Here is a 19,722-nt window from a genome sequence, read left to right on the forward strand (position 1 = left end):
AATTAATCATAAATTTCACTTCTACAACCAACTCACGCGCATGGCTCTATGTCATTCCTGCAAAAGCGGGAATGATATCGAGTTTTTTATTTACTATCATTTAGTTAACAATGCCTTGCTTTAAACATTTTTTATAAGGGTAAGCCATTCTTCTTCATCAATAATTTTAATATTAAGCTCTTTAGCTTTTTTAAGTTTACTACCTGCATCAACACCGGCTATAACTAAATCCGTGTTCGATGATACGCCAGCTGTAACTTTAGCCCCAAGCTTTTCAGCCGTTGCTTTAGCTTCTGCTCTAGACATCGTCGGTAAACTACCGGTAAATACTACTATCTTGTCTGTTAAACTACTCTGTTCTCCAGTCTCTTTATAATCTTCAATATTTAATATTTCACCAAGTTTTTTGATAAGCTCAATATTTTCTTTAACATCAAAAAAATCAATAATATCTACTAAAATCTTATCACCGATTCCTTCTAAATTGTTTAGTTTTTGATAAATATCAGGCTCATTTGTTCTAAGCAATTCCATTTGAGCTATAAAATTATTATAGCTGCCAAATTCTCTAGCAAGTAATTTAGCATTTTGTTCACCGATATGCCTTATGCCTAATGCATATATAAATCTTGGCAAACTAACATTTTTTGATTTTTCTATATTTTTAAAAAGATTTTCTACTGATTTTTTACCCCATCCATCCATATTTTCAAGTTTTGCTAAGCTAGAGTCATTTTTTTCTTTTAAAAAGAAAATATCTAAAGGATTACTAATCAATCCCTTATCTATTAAAAACTCAACTTGCTTACGCCCAAGCCCCTCAATATCCATAGCATTTTTCGATACAAAATGACGGATACGCTCATAATTCTGAGCAGAGCAGTTAAGGCCATTATCACAGCGTATAATAATATCTTCAGGCATGTAATGCAACTTAGAATTGCATGACGGACAAAATAAAGGAGTATCAAACATTGCTGTATCATTAGGACGTTTATCAAAATCAACTCCCATGATTTTAGGAATAACGTCACCAGCACGTTGCAGGAATACATAATCCTTAATCCGCACATCTTTTCGTGCAATTTCTTGGAAATTATGTAATGTTGCTCTGCTAACAGTTACCCCGCCTATTTCTATGGGTTCAAGTTCTGCTACCGGCGTTAACGTACCAGTTCTACCGACCTGTACAGTAATAGAAAGTAACTTTGTTTGTCCTATTATTGCAGGAAATTTATGAGCGGTAGCAAAGCGTGGACTTCGTGCAATAAAGCCCATTCTATTTTGCAGTGCAAAATCATTTAACTTATATACTACTCCATCAATTTCATAAGGTAAATCTTCTCTATTTGTTTTGAGATATTCGTAAAAGGCGAAAATTTCTTCTTCAGAACTCGCAAGTTTAGATATTTCATTAATGTTAAAGCCGCATTCTTTTAATTTTGTAAGTAATTGATCTTGTGAAGAAGCGAGATTCTGTTCAGTTACCCCTCCTGAATATACAAAATATTTGAGCGGTCTTTTAGCCGTAATAGAAGCATCAAGCTGACGAAGTGATCCGGCAGCAGCATTACGAGGATTGGCAAATTTATCCTTGCCCTGCTCTTCTTGTTCTTTATTTAGATTTAAAAAATCTTGTTTTTCAATATAAATTTCCCCTCGTACTTCTAAAAACTCTGGAACATTATCTATTTTATAAGGAAAATTTTTGATTGTTTTAATATTTGCTGTTATATCTTCACCGACATATCCGTCACCTCTTGTAGCTCCCGTTGTAAGCGCCCCGTTTTTATAAACAGCAGAAAAAGACAAACCGTCTATTTTAGGTTCACAAAAGATAGGAGCAAACTCATTAAGGCGTAAGAAATTTTTTATACGGTCTACAAAATCTCTCACATCTTGCTCATCAAAAGCATTACTGAGAGATAGCATAGGCACTTGATGCGTAACTTTAGCAAATTTATTTGCTATTTTAGCCCCTACTTTTTTGCTAGGACTATTTTCTAAAATTAAATGAGGAAATTTTTGTTCTAACTTGAGATTGGTATTAAATAGCTGATCATACTCGCTATCAGAAACTAAAGGATTATCTTCTATATAATAAGCATGGTTATACACTGCTATTTTATCAGCGAGTTCTTCTAGTAATTTTTGTGCTTCCTCTTCAGATATTAAATCAATATTTTGCATTAGTAGTTCATACTTTTATTTTAATTTACAATCAAATCCAATTCCTAAAATTTTTATTTTCTTCAAAATCGCTAATTGCTCGTTTTAGTCTTTCAGCATTTTTAGGACTTTTTAACAAGTATAGTTTCCTCCATAGCATTATGATCTTCAAGCGACATAATAACCACCGGTTTTTTGTCTAGTTACAATCACTGAAGTGTGATCTGCACAAACTTTTTTCATAACATAACCTACTTAAGTAAGTGTACATGTAATAAGTCATGTTTTATAACTAGTCACTTTAAGAATCAAAATCAAAATCTTTACCTAGTTTAATATATGCTCTAATACGGCTCATGAGATTTTGAAAATATGTTAAATTATGCCATGTCATTAGCATAGAGCCAAGTATTTCACCGATTCTAACTAAATGATGTAGATAAGCTTTACTATAGTTTCTACAAGCAGGACATAGGCAATCATGTTCTAGCGGCTTGTTGTCATCGGCATATTTGCTATTGCGGATATTTACCGTACCGTATTTCGTAAAAGCCTGACCGTTGCGACCTGAGCGTGTCGGGATTACGCAGTCAAACATATCTATACCCCTGCTAACCGCACCTATAATATCAGCAGGCTTACCGACTCCCATTAAATAACGCGGCTTATTTTGCGGCAGAAAATCAGGAGCATAATCAAGTACTTTAAACATAAGCTCCTGCCCCTCACCTACTGCAAGTCCACCTATAGCATAACCCTCAAAATCAAGTTCTACTAGATCCTTAGCCGATTGCTCACGTAATTCTTCGTAAACGCTACCTTGAATAATACCGAATTGTGCATAGCCTTCCCGCTTAACAAAAGCATTACGTGATCTATTCGCCCATCTAGTCGTAAGCTGCATAGAAGTTTTAGCTTCTTCAAAGGTTGCAGGGTAAGGCGTACATTCATCAAAAGCCATAGTGATTGTGCTACCGAGCAGATATTGTATTTCGGTAGAACGCTCAGGAGTTAACATATATTTATCGCCGTTAATATGAGAGCTGAAACTTACTCCCTCTTCGGTTATCTTGCGTAACTTCGATAGCGACATTACCTGAAAACCACCAGAATCGGTTAATATCGGCTTATCCCAATTCATGAATTTATGTAAGCCACCAAGCCGTACTATACGTTCGGCAGTCGGCTGAAGCATTAAGTGGTAAGTATTGCCGAGCAATATATCCGCCCCCGTTTCTGCTACCGATTCAGGTAGCATTGCCTTAACCGTTCCTCTAGTCCCAACCGGCATAAAAGCGGGAGTACGCATCTCACCATGTGCGGTTACGATAATACCGCTTCTAGCTTTTTTATGCTGATGATGAATATTAAAAGAAAATTTTGACACTGATAATCACTTATTTTTAAAAGCAATATCTTAGCATACTATAGTTTATCTTGAAATATAAAAATTAAAAGCAGGTATCACCTAGAAGCAGTTGTTTTATGCTGTAATTTAGCCTTCCAATGTCATTTCCCGCGAAAGCGGGAATGACAAAGAAACTTTAGATCAATCGTTTCTAAGCAATGCCATATTTTATGGTGGTTAGGGAGTTAGAAAAACCGCAATAACAGTTCACAATAGATTTTAAGCGCAAAGTAACCCTTAATAAGCTCTGGACATGTCTATCGTCATCCCCAACCATAAGTACTAAGGATTGCATCATATATAGACATCTTGCCAAAAGTCAATTGAGAACATTCTTGTCTTGACGGCATTGCCTAAAAAGAATTGCTTTGTATTGGAGCTTAACACTTTGATGTCATTCCCACGTAATGATAATCTTTTCAACTCTCAATAATTATAGTCATTGACTTATTTTAATTACTGCTATAGATTATTGTCATTCATAATATAATCTAATTTTTAAGAGTTAAAATATGGAAAATAAAGAAGAAGAAACTTTAACCTCTGAGTGAATAATAGATGAAGAGGAGGAAAAGCGTTTAAAAGCTCAAAATGCAAGGAAAGAGCTTAGGTTAATATTAATAACATTCGCTATTATTCTCACTAGTTTTTTAACTTTTTGTTATTTCTTTTTTAACTATATAGAAGAAAAAGCAGCAGAGTATAAATTACAGCAAGAACAAGAAGCAAAAATAAATAATAACACAAAATGAAATTGTTTAAATACAATGTAACCAAAAGCTATTAATATATTTAAAGTTAAAAAATTATTTGTTATTGCAATTTTTTAACTTTTGCTTTAATTGTAATCAACTATTATTAATATAAATAAAATAACTTTTATGGAAGATATAAGCTCTTGGAAAGAAAAGTTTGAAATTTGTGTTTACGCTAAAAAGCTACTCGATAAACTCGAATATTTAAACACTAAAGTAAAAAATCCTGTTGATATAGAGAGGAAGTTAAAAAAGGTATCTACTACGCTCGTAAATATCATGGTTCACAAATGCGTCAGTCAGGCGATCCGTATTATTCGCACCAGATCGAAGTAGCGATTATGCTTGCAGAGTTTGTAGCAGACGAAGCGCCTAAGCTTTTTACTTCTAATATGATAAATGCTGCTCTACTTCACTATACTATTGAGGATACAGCACTTACTGAAAAGATGATCATCGAAATTTTTGGTAAAGAAATAGCAAAACATGTAGAAGGTTTAACTAGAATTAAACCTCACGGAAAAATCAGTGTCGAGGAAAACTTAAAACTATTAATTAAGCAAAAAAGAGATAATACCTCACTTATAAAATTATTTACATTAGCAGCTAAATCACCTGAAAAAGCGAAGCAGATCATTGTGGGAACATTTAAGAAGTTTCTAGTTGTTGCTATTTGCTATACATTTAGAGTGTTATGAAATTGAAGAAAAGTTTAATGAAATTTGCTATAGGTTTTTATACAAAGATAAATTTTCTCAACAAAAACAAATATCATTATTCACTATGAATAACCTGCCTCTTTTTCCAACTTTTGAAAATGATTTAGACCAAACATACAAATTATAAGTAATGGAACCATCACAACAAACAAACCATATTGACCCCAATATTTTGTAAATATATAAAACTCCAAACGAAGTGATTATATACATTAAGGCTCTAGAAACAGCATATATCATACTACTGTAAAGCGTTTAAAAACCGGAAAATGCCTAAAAAAGATTGAAACAGCAGGAACAGTATCAAATGAACATATTATCAAACCTATTTGAATTAAAAGAAGAAGCTGGAAAGGTGTAGTTGTACTTTTCAAAAGGTATGGTGAAAATAGAATAAATATAAAGAGTAAAGCTAATTTTACTCTAAGGATTTTTAAAGGATATATTTTATAACTTAGAAAACATATTAAAAGACATACTAACTAGGTGGAACATTGAAATAATAAAATTATGATGAATAACCTGAGCTGCACTATATCCAAATGCATTCTTTAAAACTTCACCACAAGTAATATAAGTATAGTACAAACATATGAGCCAAACACAACTTATTATGAAAAAATATATAGTTGTCTTCTTATTAGGTTTTTGGTTAAAAATCTCATCGTTTTTTAATTCTTTTTTGTCAATATTTGCTTTTTCATATTTTCGTAAAAGTCTAGCACTTGCATATACAAAATCAGGCGTTTCTCTAAGATGAGCTCTAGCATAGCCTCTCACAACTGCAATAATTGCACCTATCCAAATGTCAAGACGCCAATTAAATCCTTGAGTAGTAACTGTATAGCTAAAACTGCAGTTGTCCCAATTACTGATGCCACGACGATAAAAGAAACTACGGGATATTTATTGTATAGGTGATTTTGTAATTTCAGTTAAATAAAGTTCTGCTACCACTATTTCACCTACAGAAGCCATACCTTGAATTGCACGGCAAATTGTGATTAATACAGCAGCAAAATAACCTACTTGTTCATAAGTAGGAGCATTTGCCATAATTATACAGGATAAAGCCATTAAGGTAGTAAGGTAGTTGTCATAATAACAGTGCCCTAATTTATCACCTATTCGACCAAAAACATATGCTCCTAGTAGTCTAAACTAGTGGTCTAAATATAAAGGTAGAACAAAAGGTAAAGGCAGAGAGAAGAGAAGCTGCACTCGAATCATATTTAGAAAAGAACAATTCATTTAACAATACTGCTAAATGGACGTACAACATTAAATCAAAATACTCAAGAAAAGTAGCTGTAGATAAAATTCCCGTGGCTTCTTTTTGGTCGCTTGTTAAACTTCTCTGTTCTTTTTCATAGCCTAGCATAAATCCTTTACAAAAAATTAAATTGTAAAGAAATTTATACTGTTTTATATAAAAATCAATAGGGAATTTCGCTTTATACGATAAATAAGAAAAGGAAGTGCAACTTGATATATTTCGTGAATTGATAGAAAAAAGTTATAATATATTGCGATGTTTTTATAGTTGTAATTATATAGATTTATATTCCCCAGCAAATAGTAACCTTAAAAGCAAGAAACAAACTAATAAATTAGTACTTTAAAATTTACTTTATTTTATTAGCATGATAGATATGTGATAAATAAACTAATTGAAAGAAAAAAATAAGTAATATACAGTAATGGTTCATTTTTAGATTGAGAAGTAAAAATGCTATACTATCATTGGTAGCTATAATTAAATATATTCAAAATATACTTTTCACTAAATTTATACTCTATCTTAGTTGCAGGCCTTACAGCTACTGTTATCGTGTTTATGCGTCAATTATCTTATTACAAACAGCAAATTATTAATAAGGATTTTAAAATAATACCTGCATATTTTGATAAAAAAATGTTATGCTCTTGAAATGATTAAATCATATTTTAAGTTGAAAACCGCAAGATCGTTATCATATGAAGAACTTGAAAATGATAAGCAATTAAGGGAATTATTTAGAGATTCTTTAAACCATTTTATTGATGATTTTATATCAAAATCCGATAAATCAGTTGCAGTAAATAAAGTGTTTAGTATACAAGATGAACATAACAATACTCATAAATTATATGCGTTTTAGAGAAAAAAAATATCGGACAAAACACATCAAATACTTATATATGTCAAAGTCCCTTATATAATGACCAAAGACGACGAAGAACGCTTAAACACTTTCATACACTTGGCTAAGATAATGTAGAGTATAGTTCCCAAAAACAAAATCAGACACTCAAATAACAAATTTAAGAGTGAGCTTAACGAAGTCATATAAGCGAATCTTACAAAATTCGGCATCAAGAGCTTAATATTGAAACTATATTTTTAAGTAAGACAGAATTATTTGAGTTACCTAAACCGAGAAATAAATTACTACTGACCTAAAAGTGGATATATAACATTTTTTAAGAACTTTCTTTTAATATAAGTACATACTAAAAATGTCAGTACGGTACTTGGAACATAGCGAATTATCGTATGTAAATATCTTATTAAGGTCTTAGTTGAGACTAAGTCAGTAAACGACGTACTGATGCTCTCTACTAACTCTCTACTTTTTGATCTTAAACAATCTAAAGTACGATATCTATTTTGTATTTTAAATAACATCTAACAGCTTCAATAACCATAGAAGATATAATAGAAATTAATTCCGCTTTGCATAAGAAAATTAAAACTAAACCTAGAATATTAAAAAAATAGACAAATGGTTTGCCATAAGATTTCTCTTCTTGCTTAATGCTACTTTTTAATAATTAATATATTAGAGATTTTAACATTGAATTACCTATTTCATAAGAATAGCGAGCAATACGCCTGCACCAAAAGCGTAGGCAAGATTCCACAAAGGGTGGTCACGTGTCGACTCACATAAATCCGCTACATTAGCTTTACCTTTATCCATTCCTTTATCTTTGTAATGTTCCATAACGGATGATAAATTACCTAACTGCTCATCTAGAGAATATCTCCGGATTTACCTTTTAAATTACGTAATCTTGACACTAAGCTTTCAATATCTTTTTTGCGACATCTGCTTTAGCAGAGTTTGAATTTGATTCTTTCATAATTTACTGTTTTATTAGTTTACATTTTGTTAAGCAAATTATTTTGCCTACAAAACTATACGATACTCCTCTTATAAGAACTTTACAATAGCTTAAACAATAAAAAAACCGAATCTAAACTAGATTCGGCTAAATTTAATGATTTTTTATTTCGTATTACTTCTACTTACTACCGAATGAAGAAATAATTTTATTAATTAATGATTCAATATTAATTGCTGATTGAGTATATTTTATCTCTTCATTAGCCGCTAAATTTTCATCGTCATTACCCGGTACAATTGAAATATATTTACCTCCAAGTAACCCTCTGGTGACTACTTGGGCTTTAGAATCTTTAGGTATTTTAACATCATCATTAATATTTAGATATACACTTGCATAAAAGCTATTTGGATCTAAAGTAATTTTCTTTACACTACCGATTTTTATACCTGAAATCATTACGTCGCTTCCGACTACTATCCCTTCCGCACTTTGGAAATGAGCAGTTACCTGATAGCCTTTTGAGCTAGTTATAGAACTACCTGTTTTGTAGGCAAAAATCAAAAATAGCAAAGCAATAATTAATACTACAAAGCCTATAATTGTTTCAATAATGTTCTGTTGCATTGTTTTTTATATTTTATTAATTAATTACGGTTGCCATCTATCATATTTAAGATTTGATGTTTTAGGCAGCTTTTTAACTATTTTACTATTCTTTTGCCATGGAAAAAGCTGAATATTTTTTGGTATCTCATTTACTAAATGATGTAACCAAGCGTGCCAACCTGGCGGAATTTTTGTAGGTTCATTTACATTTTTATAAATAACAAACCTCCTTGGACGCCCTAAATAATCAATATTACGGCTTTCATAATATTGATTCAAAAACTCATCTTCTCCTACTTTTTTGTGAAAAAAAGTAATAAACAACTTATCTATACACGACATTTTAAAATTTCTATAGCAGTTTCTCTTCCTTGCAATGCAAGTTTATCGGCAGCAATATTACCGCTATTATTTGCATGACCTTTTACCCATTTCCAAATAATAGTATGTTTACTCAATTCTGCGTATAATTTTTGCCATAAATCAGCATTTTTAACGGGTTCATTGTTGCTTTTACACCAATTATTTTTTATCCAATTATGAATCCAAATGGTAATTCCTTGTTGCAAATATTTACTATCGGTATAAATCTCAATATTACAAGATTTTTTTAAAATCCTCAAGGCTTCAAGTGCTGCCATAATTTCCATACGATTATTAGTCGTATCTAACTCATACCCAAATACTTCTTTGCTAGTATCATTAAATTGAAGCAAAGCTCCCCACCCTCCGGGACCTGGATTACCCGCACATGCACCATCAGTATATATCACTACTTTTGAATCCATAATATGCATTAACTAGGTTTAGAAGAATTACGAAACTTATCTAACATTATAACATTTGGACTTGAAGATGATGAAGTCTGATAACTTTTATTATTACTTATTTCCTCTTCATGTTGAGGATTTTCGTGTATATTTAACGAATGATTAAAAGTTAGACTGTAATTATTATTGGAATCAACAAAGCTAATAAGTGCATCAAAAGGTACGTAAATTATTTCTTTAACCCCATCAAAACTTACCGTTAAAGAAAAGCCCGTATCATTTACTATTAAATTTTCAAACTGATATTGCAGTACTATTGTTATCTGTTTCGGATATGCCTGTTTAACTTTTGAAGGTAAAATTACCGCAGGGTTATCGGTTCTGTACGATATGTATATTAACTGATCCCAATATAAATTTTCATGCTGAATTTTTGTTAGAATTTTTTTCACAAATTCTAGCATATATTCATGCACAAATTTTTTATATTCAATATTCATACGAGAAAAATAAATAAAAATAGATCGACGAAGTTTAATTTGAACAGTTTACGTCATTGCAAGGAAAAACTGTAAGTTTTGACGAAACAATCTCAGGAGTCCTACTTTATGAGATTGCCACATTCTCTACGTTCGCTCGCAATGACAAGATCAACCATTTTTAGGCAATGCCAATTTTTCAAATTAAACAAGTATAAGTGAGGGTTTTTCTGTTGCCCGGCACACCCCCCAGCCGCGTAGGGTTAAGCTGCTAAAGCTAAACGACCTACAGAACGATTATTATCGTTTGCGTTTCTTTGTTTTGACCCATATGGCAAAAGCCATCGGCGGAATCATCCCGAGTAAAAGCAATCTTTTTATTAGGCACGTCGATCCTATTTCGCCCCCAAAAATACTCGATGAACTTCGTATTGTCTACTCTTTAAGAGTTATTACATATTTAAACTTTTCTAAATGACGTAGCTAATAAAGAGGAATTTGAAGGCGACACGGAACGCAGAACTGCAGCGTACACGCAAGTAACGTGAGGATTCGAGTACCGGATCGACGTACAAATTACCTTTAGGAGCAAGTTATTTAGAAAGTTTTGGTGGAGGCGTCGGGTACTGCCCCCGAGTCCGCAACCTCTATTCTAAATTACGTTTATTACTATAGCTATATTAGCACCAAATATTATGCCTTAATTTGATTAAAATGTAAAGGTCAAATAAGAATTCTAGATTTATATTAAAAATGGACTTATAATAAATGTTTAGAATTCTAAATTAAAAACTTAATTATGCTACCAAATCTTGGAATTATCGCCGGCAGAGGTTCATTACCTTACTTAATAGCAGGTAATTATACAAAGCAAGGCGGTAATTGCTATATAGCGGCAATTAAAGACGAAGCTGATATAGATCAAATTAAAGATTTTGAATATAAGATTTTAAAAATCGGTATGGTCGGGGAAGCTATAAAATATTTTAAGAAGTATGAGGTAAAAAATATTATTTTTATCGGTGGAGTTAATAGACCAAATTTTAAAAATTTAGCCGTAGATAAAATAGGCGGTTTATTGCTTTTCAAAATAGTTGGACAAAAAATTCGAGGAGATGATAGTTTGCTAAAAACAGTAGCGGATTTTTTTGAAAGTTATGGTTTCAAGGTAATTTCAAGTAATGAAATATATAAAAATCAACAAGGTAACTCCAATATTATAACCGATACTAACCCTATAAGTTCAGATAAAAATGATATTGAGCTTGGAATAAAATTATTGAATCATCTAAGTTCATTCGACATCGCACAATCGGTTATAGTTGAAAGTGGCTACATACTTGGTATAGAGGCTGCCGAAGGAACGGATAATTTAATAACGAGATGTGTAGCTTTACGTAAAAATCCTCATGGAGGAGTATTAGTAAAAATAGCAAAATTAGGTCAAGATAATAGACTAGATATACCGACGATCGGTCCTAATACTATAAAGAATCTTGCTAAATATAATTACAAAGGGGTAGCGATTCAAAAAAATAACGTAATTATAGTCGAAGAAGAATTAACTATAAAACTCGCTAATGAACATAAAATTTTTATAACAAAATGTTAGCAATAGGTATTACCGGTAGCTATGCATCAGGCAAAACTTTTATGTTGGATTATTTAGCAGAAAAAGGATATAAAACTTTTTGTGCCGATAGATGCATAAAAGAATTATATCAAGATGTAGTTTTGCAAACTCAGATTTTAAAATTACTACCTGAACTTGAGTCTTTCAATATTGGAAAAATCAGTAATTTAATTTACAATAACGACCTAGCTAGAGAAAAACTACAAAATTTTATTTACCCCTTACTAATAGATAAACTCATTTTATTTAAAAAAGAAAATGCTAATTCCAAATTTGGCTTTGCCGAAATGCCGCTGCTTTATGAAGCTAAATTTGATAAATATTTTGATTTTGTCGTAACAATATACTGCTCTGAAGAAATAAGAATACAAAGAGCAATAACGAGATCTTCGTTTGATATAGAAATTTATAATAAAATCAAAGAAATTCAACTATCACAAGAGAGCAAAATAGCAAAAGCAGATTTTGCTATAAATAGCGGCGTTGATATGTTAGACTTGGAAAAACAAATAGCGAAGCTAATAAAGGATTTGGAATGTCGAGTTTAAGAGAAATAATTTTAGATACCGAAACTACGGGACTTGACCCACGACAAGGTCATCGAATCGTTGAAATCGGTGCTATTGAGATGGTAAATAAGGTATTAACAGGCAGGAATTTTCATTTTTATATTAATCCTGAACGAGATATGCCGTTTGAGGCTTATAGAATTCATGGCATATCCAGCGAATTTTTAAAAGACAAGCCTCTATTTCATACAATAGCCGATGATTTTTTAGAGTTTATTTCAGATAGCAAACTGATTATTCATAATGCTCCTTTCGATATTAAATTTCTAAATCACGAATTATCATTATTAAAAAGAACCGAAATTAAACTCTTGGAACTAGCAAATACTATTGATACTTTAGTAATGGCTAGAAGCATGTTTCCAGGCTCAAAATATAATCTTGATGCATTATGTAAAAGATTTAAAGTTGATAATTCAGGTAGGCAGCTTCACGGAGCTTTGAAAGATGCAGCATTACTTGCAGAAGTATATGTAGAGTTAATGGGCGGTAGACAATCCGCTTTTAAAATGGTTGATAAATCTGCCGGAATAAATAATTTAGCAACTAATCAAGTAAATAACCAAACAGAGCAAGCTACTATTGTTATTAAACCTACAAAAGAAGAGCTACAAAAACATAAAGAGTTTCTCAGTAGGATTTTAAAAACTGCTTAGTAAAACGTCATTGCGAGGAGAGGCAAAGCCTCGACTTGGCAATCTCAGGCATTTTATATTATTTCATGAGATTGCCACGCTCCTTTTAGTCGCTCACGCTCGCAATGACGATTATCAACAATCCCCTTAAAACTTATCTATGAAAACAAATTTTCTTGTATTTATAACCTTTACAATACTTATCTCTTTAGGCTTTTGGCAGCTTAGTCGTTTAAAAGAAAAGAAATTATTTTTAGCTTCAATGCAAGCTAACCTAACCTCACCTGCAATTAATTTAGCAGAAATTCAAGACTGGTTACCTTATCACAAAGTAAAAATTACCGGTCAATTTTTGCCTAATAAAGACATATATTTATACGGTAGAAGGTCAATGTCGAGTGAAAAAGACGGATATTATTTAGTTACTCCTTTTAAAACCATAGAAGATAAAGTTATTTTAGTAGTACGAGGTTGGTTCAGTAATCGCAATAAAAATATTATCACGCAGGCTACAAACGACCGGCAGCACGAGATTATCGGTGTTACCATGCCATCAGAAAAAACTCGTATCTACTTACCTGCTAACGATATAAAAAATAATGTGTGGCTAACGCTAAATTTAAAGGAAGCATCCAAAGTGTTAGGCTTAGATCTTGAGAATTTTTATATTATTGCGGAAGGAAAAGATATTAACAATCTAGATATTTTATTACCTCTTGCAATAAATCATTTAGCAGCAATCAGAAATGACCATTTAGAATACGCCCTAACTTGGTTTGGACTTGCTATTTCTTTAATCGTAATATATGTAATTTATCGGCGTCGTTATATGGCTGTGGATGTCATCCCGCGAGCTTGTAGCTGGATCCAGAAAAATAATTAAAAAGACTGGACCCCGTGGTCAAGTCACGGGGTGACAGTAGAAAATCGATACATAAATGAGTGATTTACAAAGAGAAGCATCCGATCCTAATTACTCCGTTTGGGTATCGGCATCTGCCGGTACCGGTAAAACCAAAATCCTAACTGATCGATTTTTACGTCTGTTAATAACGGGCGTAGAGCCTTCCAATATTTTATGCCTTACTTTTACTAATGCTGCAGCTATAGAGATGCAAGTAAGGATTAATAGCAGACTTAAATATCTTTCTCTTTGCAACGCCGAGAAACTAGAAGAAGCACTTTTCTTAATGAGCGGCAATAAGCCATCACCGCAAGAAACAGAAAACGCAAAAACTTTATATGATAAAATACTAAATAGCAATAAGCTTTTAAATATCTATACAATTCATGCTTTTTGTCAAAAAATCCTTAAAACTTTTCCCTTAGAAGCCGACATAACACCGGAGTTTAAAATCCTTGAAGAAAGTAAATTACAAGATATCTTCCTAAATATCAGAAACGAAATTTACTTAAGCGATGAACATAATGACTTAATTAAAATTTTACTTAACCGATTTCATGAAATAACTCTGCAAGATATTTTTACCGAGATAATCGAGCAGAAAATTAAATTCAGAAAGTTATTTATAAATAAGCAAATTCCCAAAGAAATATCTAATAAAAGATTAGCGTTAGGGGAATTAAATAATATTTACGATAAGGTAAAAAACTTATTTGCCGAGTATGATTTGGAGATAGCACCGAAAGAAATTTTTTTTACCAAAGACGGTAAAAAACGACAGAACCTTTTATCGAAAGAATTAATAAGGAAATATCCTAAATTATTACTAGAGCTAGAAAAAATTACCTCCGAAATTTACCGACTAGATGAGCTGCGTCGCATAGAAGAGCTAGAATATCATACGAACTTACTTACTAAACTTGCGCATATTATTTTAAAAAAATACGATTCATATAAGAAAGAAAATAATTTACTCGATTACGACGATTTAATTTACTACACCGAGAAATTACTAAATAATAAAACTACTCATGAGTGGTTGCTGCATAAGCTTGAAAGCGAGATAAATCATATTCTTGTCGATGAAGCACAAGACACAAGCCCCCCACAGTGGAATATTATTACTACTTTAATAACAGAGTTTAATGCTGTAGAGAGGCCCAATAATAGTGTTTTCATAGTCGGCGATGATAAACAATCGATCTTCAGTTTTCAAGGGGCTGATCTTCATAATTTCAACTTAGTAAATGAGCGACTAAAAGCAAATCTTACAAATGCTAATAAGAAATTCAAAAATATCACCCTTGAATATTCTTATAGATCATGTGCAGAGATTTTACAATTTACTTATAATGTTTTAAAAAATATAAAATCCAATTACCCGAGTTTATTCCTTTCGAATAATCCTTTAATATCCTCATTTTGTACACATCAAGGCTCTGTAACGGTTTGGCCATTAGTGACGAGTGAAAAACAAGAAGAGCTTTTTTGGGCACTACCTGAAGATTATGAAAATTCTAAATCTGCTGCCGATTTACTCATAGAAAAAATCGTAAATTTTATAAAAGAACAAATAGAAAGCGAAGCAATTTTACCGTCTACTGCAAACAGAATATCTGAAAAAGATTTCATGATATTAGTAAGAAAGAGAGATGAATTTAGTAATAATCTGATCAAAGAACTTAGCAAAGCTAAGCTTAAAGTTGAGGTAAGCGACAGAATGAACCTTAAGGAAAATCTAACTATAATGGATTTAATTTCATTAGCTAAATTTGTGTTACTACCTGATGATGATTTAAATCTTGCCGGTTTACTAAAATCACCGATTATTGGAATAAGCGAGCAGCAATTATACGAACTTCTTGTAAATAAAAGTGAGAATAGCTTATGGGATATACTCTCTTCACATGAGGAGATATATAATAAGTTAGATTCTCTAATTGAAATTTATAAAATATCTATTGTTGAGAACTTCTTTGATTTAGTGGTGCATAATCTAAATTTACGAGAGATTTACGATGATGATAGTGATGGTATGATAAATGAACTATTAACATTAAGCAAAAACTATGCAAATGATATAGATAATTCACTGCAAGGATTCGTTGCTTGGTTTGAGAATAACGATATCTATATTAAACGTGATATGGAGCATTCAGACAAAATAAGAGTAATGACCGTCCACGGCTCTAAAGGGCTTGAAACTCCTATCGTTATATTATGCGATTCTACTACTTTACCGATAAGCAGCAATAAATTTATTTGGGATGATAAAGGAGAAATGTTTTTCTCTGCTAATGCTGCCGATACTCCTAAGTTTTTGCAAGAACTGAAAGAAGCTGAAAAATTAAAAGATTTGCAAGAATATATAAGACTACTCTACGTTGCAATGACAAGAGCTAAAGACAAGCTGATTATATGCGGTTTTAGTAATAAATCTACCACTCCTGAAAATTGCTGGTATGAAATAGCCAAACAAACTTGCGATAAATTTCTCAATTAGTAGCTGCTACTATATTAAACATAATATACTAATAAGACGTACATATACATATATTAAAATAGCATCTTATGTTAAAAATTTTAGAAAGTTTCTTTGAAAATAAAGCAAGAATTAAAATAGAAAGGTTAAACAATTACCATCCCTGCATTAATGAAAAAGGTAATAAGGAATAATACTTAAATTTTTTTCTTTTAAGGCTTGTTTATACTTTGTTATTTTAGAAATAACAACTATAACAAGAAAAATAAAAATACTTTTATTAACAGAGGATTATAAGATATTTAACTCCTATATCTTAAATTTAAATCATTTATATTTAGATTGTCATAAGAAAATTAATAAGATTTTTATTGAAACCGCTACTTCTTAAAATAGATAGCATAATAATTTATGCATTATGATAATAATCATGCCCTAATAAATCAGATTTAAGAATACCACAATTATATTCATATGAATCTAAATAAGCTTGTAATTCATGAACATTTTGTTCTATTTTAAAAAAACCATCTTTTTGTTCTTCACTACGAAAGTAATCCTTAAATTCACTATGTTTTTTCGGTAAATTAGAGATAAATTCTGCAAATTTTTCTAATTGAATATTGGTAATTAGAGTAAATACCAAACCTATATTTTCGCTATATTGGTTAACTCTTGAAATTTCATGCTCTATTGTATCTTTTTGTTCAATTTCAATAACATTATTAGATAAAATAACTAAATCTTTTTTATTAACCTCTTGCTTTTCAGATTCCTTTAGTTTTATATTCAGTATTTCCTCTTCTAATGCCTCTTTACTAAATAATTTTTTAAATTGCAGCAAGCCACGGACCAAAAGCTGTACTTTCTAACTTTTTAAAATATTCTTTTAACTTCATAACTAATTTCCTTGTTTATATTTTCTTAGTTTAATTTATAGTACTAGTTGGAAGTAATCAAGTTATAGAGCTAAGAAAAATTAATACTTTTGTAAAAATTATATATAGCGTAAAAATTGAAAAACAGTTTTAAAATGCTTAAAATAATTTGACTATTTTAGAAAATTTTAATAAAATCTATTAATAAAATCGATAATACAAAATATGAAAACAGCTTTTATCTTCCCTGGTCAAGGGTTGCAATTGATCGGTATGGGAAAAGATTTTTATGATAATTTTAAACCCGCCAAAGAAACTTTTCAAATCGTTGATGAAGTACTAAACCGAAAACTCACTAATATAATTTTTAACGGACCTTCTGAAGAACTTACCTTAACCACTAACGCACAACCGGCATTAATGGCAGTATCTATGGCAATAATAAATATTATCAAAGCTGAAACCGGTAAAAGTTTGGATAGTCTTTGTGATTATGCTGCCGGTCATTCGCTAGGTGAATATAGTGCTTTATGTAGTACCGAAAGTATTAACCTTGAGACAACGGCAAAACTACTTCATATACGTAGTACATCTATGCAGGAAGCATGTCCTGAAGGTGAGGGAAGCATGGCGGCTTGTATCAATATTCCGCTTCAAAAACTTGAAGGAATATTAGCAGAGATCAATAAAATAAATTTATGCCAAATTGCCAACGATAACATCGAAGGACAAATAGTTATTAGCGGCAAGACCACAGCTATAGATCATGCTATTAGTATAATTAAAGATTTAGGTTATAAAGCGATAAAACTGAAAGTCAGTGCTCCATTTCATTGTAGCTTAATGAAGCCGGCAGAAGAAAAAATGCGAGTAGCTCTTGATAAAGCTGTAATTAATAAGCCTCTGATACCGATAATCCAAAATTATACCGCAAAACCTACTCTAGATCCTACAGAAATCAAACAAAATTTAATTCTTCAGATATGCGGGCGAGTTAGATGGCGTGAAACTTTAGAACTATTTAACAAATTAGAAATCGCTCATATAGTAGAAATAGGGGCAGGAAGCGTACTAACAAATATGCTCCGGAAAATTAATTATCCATATAAGTTAAGTAATATAAGTAATTTAGAAGAACTACAGAATTGTTTAGATAACGTTAGTAAATAACTGTCTCTAATAACTTCTGATTCATAAAGTTTTTAAATTAACTTAATATACTTAATATTATTATATGCAAATTAGTTTTAGTTTTTTTAAGCAATAGCTAGAATTATTAACTAGTGATTGGCAGAACTATTTAGACAAGGTAATAGAGGATTTTAAAAATTTAACCTTAACAGATACTAATGATACATTTTTAAAATAAGAATGTTATAAAAAAATTGCTCTTATCCAAAAAGACATTAAAGAATGTGAATATCCATGGTATGTTGCTCCTTTTAATAAAATAGATCATGCAAGTTTATTACTTACCAATATTCATATATTAGAGCTTGATTATCTAAATCAAAATACGGTGAAAGCAGTAAATATGCTGCGAAATAACTTCAAAGATATATATAATCCGGAAATTTATATTATTGCTAATTATGAAGAACCTATAATTAAAAACTATAGAATAATAGATAAAATAGCCAAAGGTAAAGTTATTACCTTTGAAGATTTAAATATTAAATATGTAGATCACACGGATGAAGAGTTAAAATATATAGGTGATATAGTAAATGATATTAGAAAACTAGACAGCGAGTTAGTAGCAGATATTCAAATATCATCAAATTTATTTATCAATTTTATTTTGTAGATTTTCTTATTACTTAGTGTACAATCATCTTTATAGCTACACATTTTGAAGAATTACAAAATTTTCATCAAAATTAGTACCGTTACAAAAATATACTCCCGAATGCCAACCAAAAGACTATACGAGTTTTGTTAATCTTGAAGTAATAACTTGGAATAGATTTTTAGTTAAATATCAGAAATTATTTGAGAACATTCAAAAATATTATTTAACATCTGTAGTGATAGTGAGAATTTTGTAAAATTGTTAATTTCAGACTCTTATCATCTTAGCTTAAACAAACGAATCGAAATTATAGAGTACTTAATAGATAAATATAAAAATGATACTAAATCTATTTATTATATAACCCAACAACTTTTTGATATTTGTGATGATAATACGGATATTAAAACTATCGAAGCCAAGGCTAAACAGTTTTACAAATATATTGAATATTTCCGTAGTTGGGATGATTTACCTAGTTATTGGTATATGGACTTTAAAGGGCTACCTGGATGTGATAAGGAAGCTTTGATTATGGGCAATTCCGTAAAGCCGGAAAATGATTATATTTAGTTAGAAAAATTATAAAATAATTCTAGAAATTTTGCTTATTAGATGATATAAAGTAACGCCATAACTGGAGAGATGGCCGAGTGGCCGAAGGCGGCGGTTTGCTAAACCGTTATACGGGTCATACCGTATCGAGGGTTCGAATCCCTCTCTCTCCGCCAGTCTGGACAGTTAGCCAATTCTTGTAGTGCTATCTAAGTATAATCTTTATCACCAAGCATATTATAGATTTCCGGCAT

At 31.1% G+C, this 19,722-nt stretch carries 19 protein-coding genes, 1 tRNA gene, 1 other RNA gene and 4 pseudogenes; 12 read left to right on the forward strand and 13 right to left on the reverse strand.

The features are described 5' to 3' along the window. Positions 1-120: 120 nt before the first annotated feature. Both ligA and tgt read right to left on the reverse strand, forming a co-directional pair. On the reverse strand, positions 121-2,190 hold the full coding sequence (gene ligA / locus AB4K15_RS04910; RefSeq protein WP_032073539.1) for an NAD-dependent DNA ligase LigA: 2,070 nt from the start codon (positions 2,188-2,190) through the stop codon (positions 121-123). A 280-nt stretch (positions 2,191-2,470) separates the two neighbouring features. Further along, positions 2,471-3,556, reverse strand: coding sequence for a tRNA guanosine(34) transglycosylase Tgt (gene tgt / locus AB4K15_RS04915; RefSeq protein ID WP_032073540.1), 1,086 nt, complete (start codon positions 3,554-3,556; stop codon positions 2,471-2,473). 572 nt (positions 3,557-4,128) lie between these two features. Here tgt and AB4K15_RS04920 point away from each other — a divergent pair. Further along, positions 4,129-4,329, forward strand: a complete 201-nt coding sequence (locus AB4K15_RS04920) for an RP671a family tick cell line-upregulated protein (RefSeq protein WP_500225200.1) — start codon at positions 4,129-4,131, stop codon at positions 4,327-4,329. A gap of 129 nt (positions 4,330-4,458) precedes the next feature. Continuing rightward, positions 4,459-5,178 (forward strand): annotated as a pseudogene (locus AB4K15_RS04925) (HD domain-containing protein). 320 nt (positions 5,179-5,498) lie between these two features. Here AB4K15_RS04925 and AB4K15_RS04930 read toward each other — a convergent pair. The 3 genes from AB4K15_RS04930 to AB4K15_RS04940 form a co-directional block, all read right to left on the reverse strand. Continuing rightward, positions 5,499-5,831: a hypothetical protein gene (locus AB4K15_RS04930; protein WP_500225145.1), complete on the reverse strand. Its 333-nt coding sequence runs from the start codon at positions 5,829-5,831 to the stop codon at positions 5,499-5,501. A gap of 126 nt (positions 5,832-5,957) precedes the next feature. Continuing rightward, positions 5,958-6,179 (reverse strand): MFS type sugar transporter, encoded by a 222-nt coding sequence (locus tag AB4K15_RS04935; RefSeq protein ID WP_500225203.1) that lies wholly within the window; start codon positions 6,177-6,179, stop codon positions 5,958-5,960. Between the two features lie 28 nt (positions 6,180-6,207). After that, positions 6,208-6,432 carry a hypothetical protein gene (locus AB4K15_RS04940; RefSeq protein WP_032073541.1) on the reverse strand — a complete coding sequence of 75 codons (225 nt, stop codon included), beginning with the start codon at positions 6,430-6,432 and terminating at the stop codon, positions 6,208-6,210. Positions 6,433-6,794: 362 nt separating this feature from the next. On the opposite strand from AB4K15_RS04940, the pseudogene AB4K15_RS04945 reads away from it, so the two are divergent. Next, a pseudogene (locus AB4K15_RS04945) lies at positions 6,795-7,312 on the forward strand (hypothetical protein). A 170-nt stretch (positions 7,313-7,482) separates the two neighbouring features. Here AB4K15_RS04945 and AB4K15_RS04950 read toward each other — a convergent pair. The 7 genes and pseudogenes from AB4K15_RS04950 to ssrA form a co-directional block, all read right to left on the reverse strand. Beyond that, positions 7,483-7,850, reverse strand: a pseudogene (locus tag AB4K15_RS04950) (hypothetical protein). A 47-nt stretch (positions 7,851-7,897) separates the two neighbouring features. Further along, positions 7,898-8,038, reverse strand: coding sequence for a hypothetical protein (locus tag AB4K15_RS04955; protein WP_500225147.1), 141 nt, complete (start codon positions 8,036-8,038; stop codon positions 7,898-7,900). Positions 8,039-8,339: 301 nt separating this feature from the next. Further along, positions 8,340-8,789, reverse strand: a complete 450-nt coding sequence (gene mlaD, locus AB4K15_RS04960; RefSeq protein WP_032073542.1) for an outer membrane lipid asymmetry maintenance protein MlaD — start codon at positions 8,787-8,789, stop codon at positions 8,340-8,342. 24 nt (positions 8,790-8,813) lie between these two features. Further along, complete coding sequence (locus AB4K15_RS04965; RefSeq protein WP_500225150.1) at positions 8,814-9,113, reverse strand: NADH-ubiquinone oxidoreductase subunit NDUFA12 family protein; 300 nt, start codon at positions 9,111-9,113, stop codon at positions 8,814-8,816. Continuing rightward, the gene (gene rnhA / locus AB4K15_RS04970) at positions 9,101-9,568 is read right to left on the reverse strand and encodes a ribonuclease HI (protein WP_500225152.1); all 468 of its coding nucleotides are present in this window, start codon (positions 9,566-9,568) and stop codon (positions 9,101-9,103) included. The genes AB4K15_RS04965 and rnhA overlap by 13 nt, the downstream gene beginning before the upstream one ends. After that, the gene (locus AB4K15_RS04975; RefSeq protein WP_014408992.1) at positions 9,568-10,041 is read right to left on the reverse strand and encodes an SspB family protein; all 474 of its coding nucleotides are present in this window, start codon (positions 10,039-10,041) and stop codon (positions 9,568-9,570) included. Before AB4K15_RS04975 ends, rnhA begins: the two co-directional genes overlap by 1 nt. A gap of 196 nt (positions 10,042-10,237) precedes the next feature. Continuing rightward, positions 10,238-10,745, reverse strand: a transfer-messenger RNA (tmRNA) gene (ssrA, locus tag AB4K15_RS04980). Positions 10,746-10,819: 74 nt separating this feature from the next. On the opposite strand from ssrA, the gene AB4K15_RS04985 reads away from it, so the two are divergent. The 5 genes from AB4K15_RS04985 to AB4K15_RS05005 all read left to right on the forward strand — a co-directional run bounded on the left by AB4K15_RS04985 (position 10,820) and on the right by AB4K15_RS05005 (position 16,264). After that, complete coding sequence (locus AB4K15_RS04985; protein WP_032073545.1) at positions 10,820-11,632, forward strand: LpxI family protein; 813 nt, start codon at positions 10,820-10,822, stop codon at positions 11,630-11,632. Further along, positions 11,626-12,201 carry a dephospho-CoA kinase gene (gene coaE / locus AB4K15_RS04990; protein ID WP_032073546.1) on the forward strand — a complete coding sequence of 192 codons (576 nt, stop codon included), beginning with the start codon at positions 11,626-11,628 and terminating at the stop codon, positions 12,199-12,201. Before AB4K15_RS04985 ends, coaE begins: the two co-directional genes overlap by 7 nt. After that, positions 12,189-12,878 (forward strand): DNA polymerase III subunit epsilon, encoded by a 690-nt coding sequence (dnaQ, locus tag AB4K15_RS04995; RefSeq protein ID WP_032073547.1) that lies wholly within the window; start codon positions 12,189-12,191, stop codon positions 12,876-12,878. The genes coaE and dnaQ overlap by 13 nt, the downstream gene beginning before the upstream one ends. A 139-nt stretch (positions 12,879-13,017) precedes the next feature. Beyond that, positions 13,018-13,740 (forward strand): SURF1 family protein, encoded by a 723-nt coding sequence (locus AB4K15_RS05000; protein WP_500225153.1) that lies wholly within the window; start codon positions 13,018-13,020, stop codon positions 13,738-13,740. Positions 13,741-13,795: 55 nt separating this feature from the next. Next, a complete protein-coding gene (locus AB4K15_RS05005) occupies positions 13,796-16,264 on the forward strand; it encodes a UvrD-helicase domain-containing protein (RefSeq protein WP_032073549.1) in 2,469 nt (822 codons plus the stop codon). Between the two features lie 388 nt (positions 16,265-16,652). Here the strand turns inward: AB4K15_RS05005 and AB4K15_RS05010 are convergent. After that, positions 16,653-17,142, reverse strand: a pseudogene (locus tag AB4K15_RS05010) (hypothetical protein). A gap of 204 nt (positions 17,143-17,346) precedes the next feature. On the opposite strand from AB4K15_RS05010, the gene fabD reads away from it, so the two are divergent. From fabD to AB4K15_RS05030, 4 genes are all read left to right on the forward strand, one after another. Then, positions 17,347-18,291 carry an ACP S-malonyltransferase gene (gene fabD / locus AB4K15_RS05015; RefSeq protein ID WP_500225154.1) on the forward strand — a complete coding sequence of 315 codons (945 nt, stop codon included), beginning with the start codon at positions 17,347-17,349 and terminating at the stop codon, positions 18,289-18,291. Between the two features lie 364 nt (positions 18,292-18,655). After that, the gene (locus AB4K15_RS05020; protein WP_032073596.1) at positions 18,656-18,928 is read left to right on the forward strand and encodes a hypothetical protein; all 273 of its coding nucleotides are present in this window, start codon (positions 18,656-18,658) and stop codon (positions 18,926-18,928) included. Between the two features lie 243 nt (positions 18,929-19,171). Beyond that, entirely contained in the window at positions 19,172-19,486 is a 315-nt protein-coding gene (locus tag AB4K15_RS05025) for a hypothetical protein (RefSeq protein WP_032073597.1), read from the forward strand. 66 nt (positions 19,487-19,552) lie between these two features. Then, a tRNA-Ser gene (locus AB4K15_RS05030) sits at positions 19,553-19,644 on the forward strand. The last annotated feature ends 78 nt before the right edge of the window (positions 19,645-19,722 follow it).

Origin of the sequence: Rickettsia aeschlimannii, assembly GCF_047973405.1 — a bacterium.
In the GTDB taxonomy this organism is placed as follows: Bacteria; Pseudomonadota; Alphaproteobacteria; order Rickettsiales; family Rickettsiaceae; genus Rickettsia; species Rickettsia rickettsii.

What these genes read in the sequence shown, in the direction of transcription:
- ligA (WP_032073539.1), bottom strand. Translation starts at nt 2,190, where the DNA reads ATGCAAAATATTGATTTAATATCTGAAGAGGAAGCACAAAAATTACTA.
- AB4K15_RS04940 (WP_032073541.1), bottom strand. Translation starts at nt 6,432, where the DNA reads ATGCTAGGCTATGAAAAAGAACAGAGAAGTTTAACAAGCGACCAAAAA.
- AB4K15_RS04955 (WP_500225147.1), bottom strand. Translation starts at nt 8,038, where the DNA reads ATGGAACATTACAAAGATAAAGGAATGGATAAAGGTAAAGCTAATGTA.
- mlaD (WP_032073542.1), bottom strand. Translation starts at nt 8,789, where the DNA reads ATGCAACAGAACATTATTGAAACAATTATAGGCTTTGTAGTATTAATT.
- AB4K15_RS04965 (WP_500225150.1), bottom strand. Translation starts at nt 9,113, where the DNA reads ATGTCGTGTATAGATAAGTTGTTTATTACTTTTTTTCACAAAAAAGTA.
- rnhA (WP_500225152.1), bottom strand. Translation starts at nt 9,568, where the DNA reads ATGCATATTATGGATTCAAAAGTAGTGATATATACTGATGGTGCATGT.
- AB4K15_RS04975 (WP_014408992.1), bottom strand. Translation starts at nt 10,041, where the DNA reads ATGAATATTGAATATAAAAAATTTGTGCATGAATATATGCTAGAATTT.
- AB4K15_RS04985 (WP_032073545.1), top strand. Translation starts at nt 10,820, where the DNA reads ATGCTACCAAATCTTGGAATTATCGCCGGCAGAGGTTCATTACCTTAC.
- coaE (WP_032073546.1), top strand. Translation starts at nt 11,626, where the DNA reads ATGTTAGCAATAGGTATTACCGGTAGCTATGCATCAGGCAAAACTTTT.
- dnaQ (WP_032073547.1), top strand. Translation starts at nt 12,189, where the DNA reads ATGTCGAGTTTAAGAGAAATAATTTTAGATACCGAAACTACGGGACTT.
- AB4K15_RS05000 (WP_500225153.1), top strand. Translation starts at nt 13,018, where the DNA reads ATGAAAACAAATTTTCTTGTATTTATAACCTTTACAATACTTATCTCT.
- AB4K15_RS05005 (WP_032073549.1), top strand. Translation starts at nt 13,796, where the DNA reads ATGAGTGATTTACAAAGAGAAGCATCCGATCCTAATTACTCCGTTTGG.
- fabD (WP_500225154.1), top strand. Translation starts at nt 17,347, where the DNA reads ATGAAAACAGCTTTTATCTTCCCTGGTCAAGGGTTGCAATTGATCGGT.
- AB4K15_RS05020 (WP_032073596.1), top strand. Translation starts at nt 18,656, where the DNA reads ATGCTGCGAAATAACTTCAAAGATATATATAATCCGGAAATTTATATT.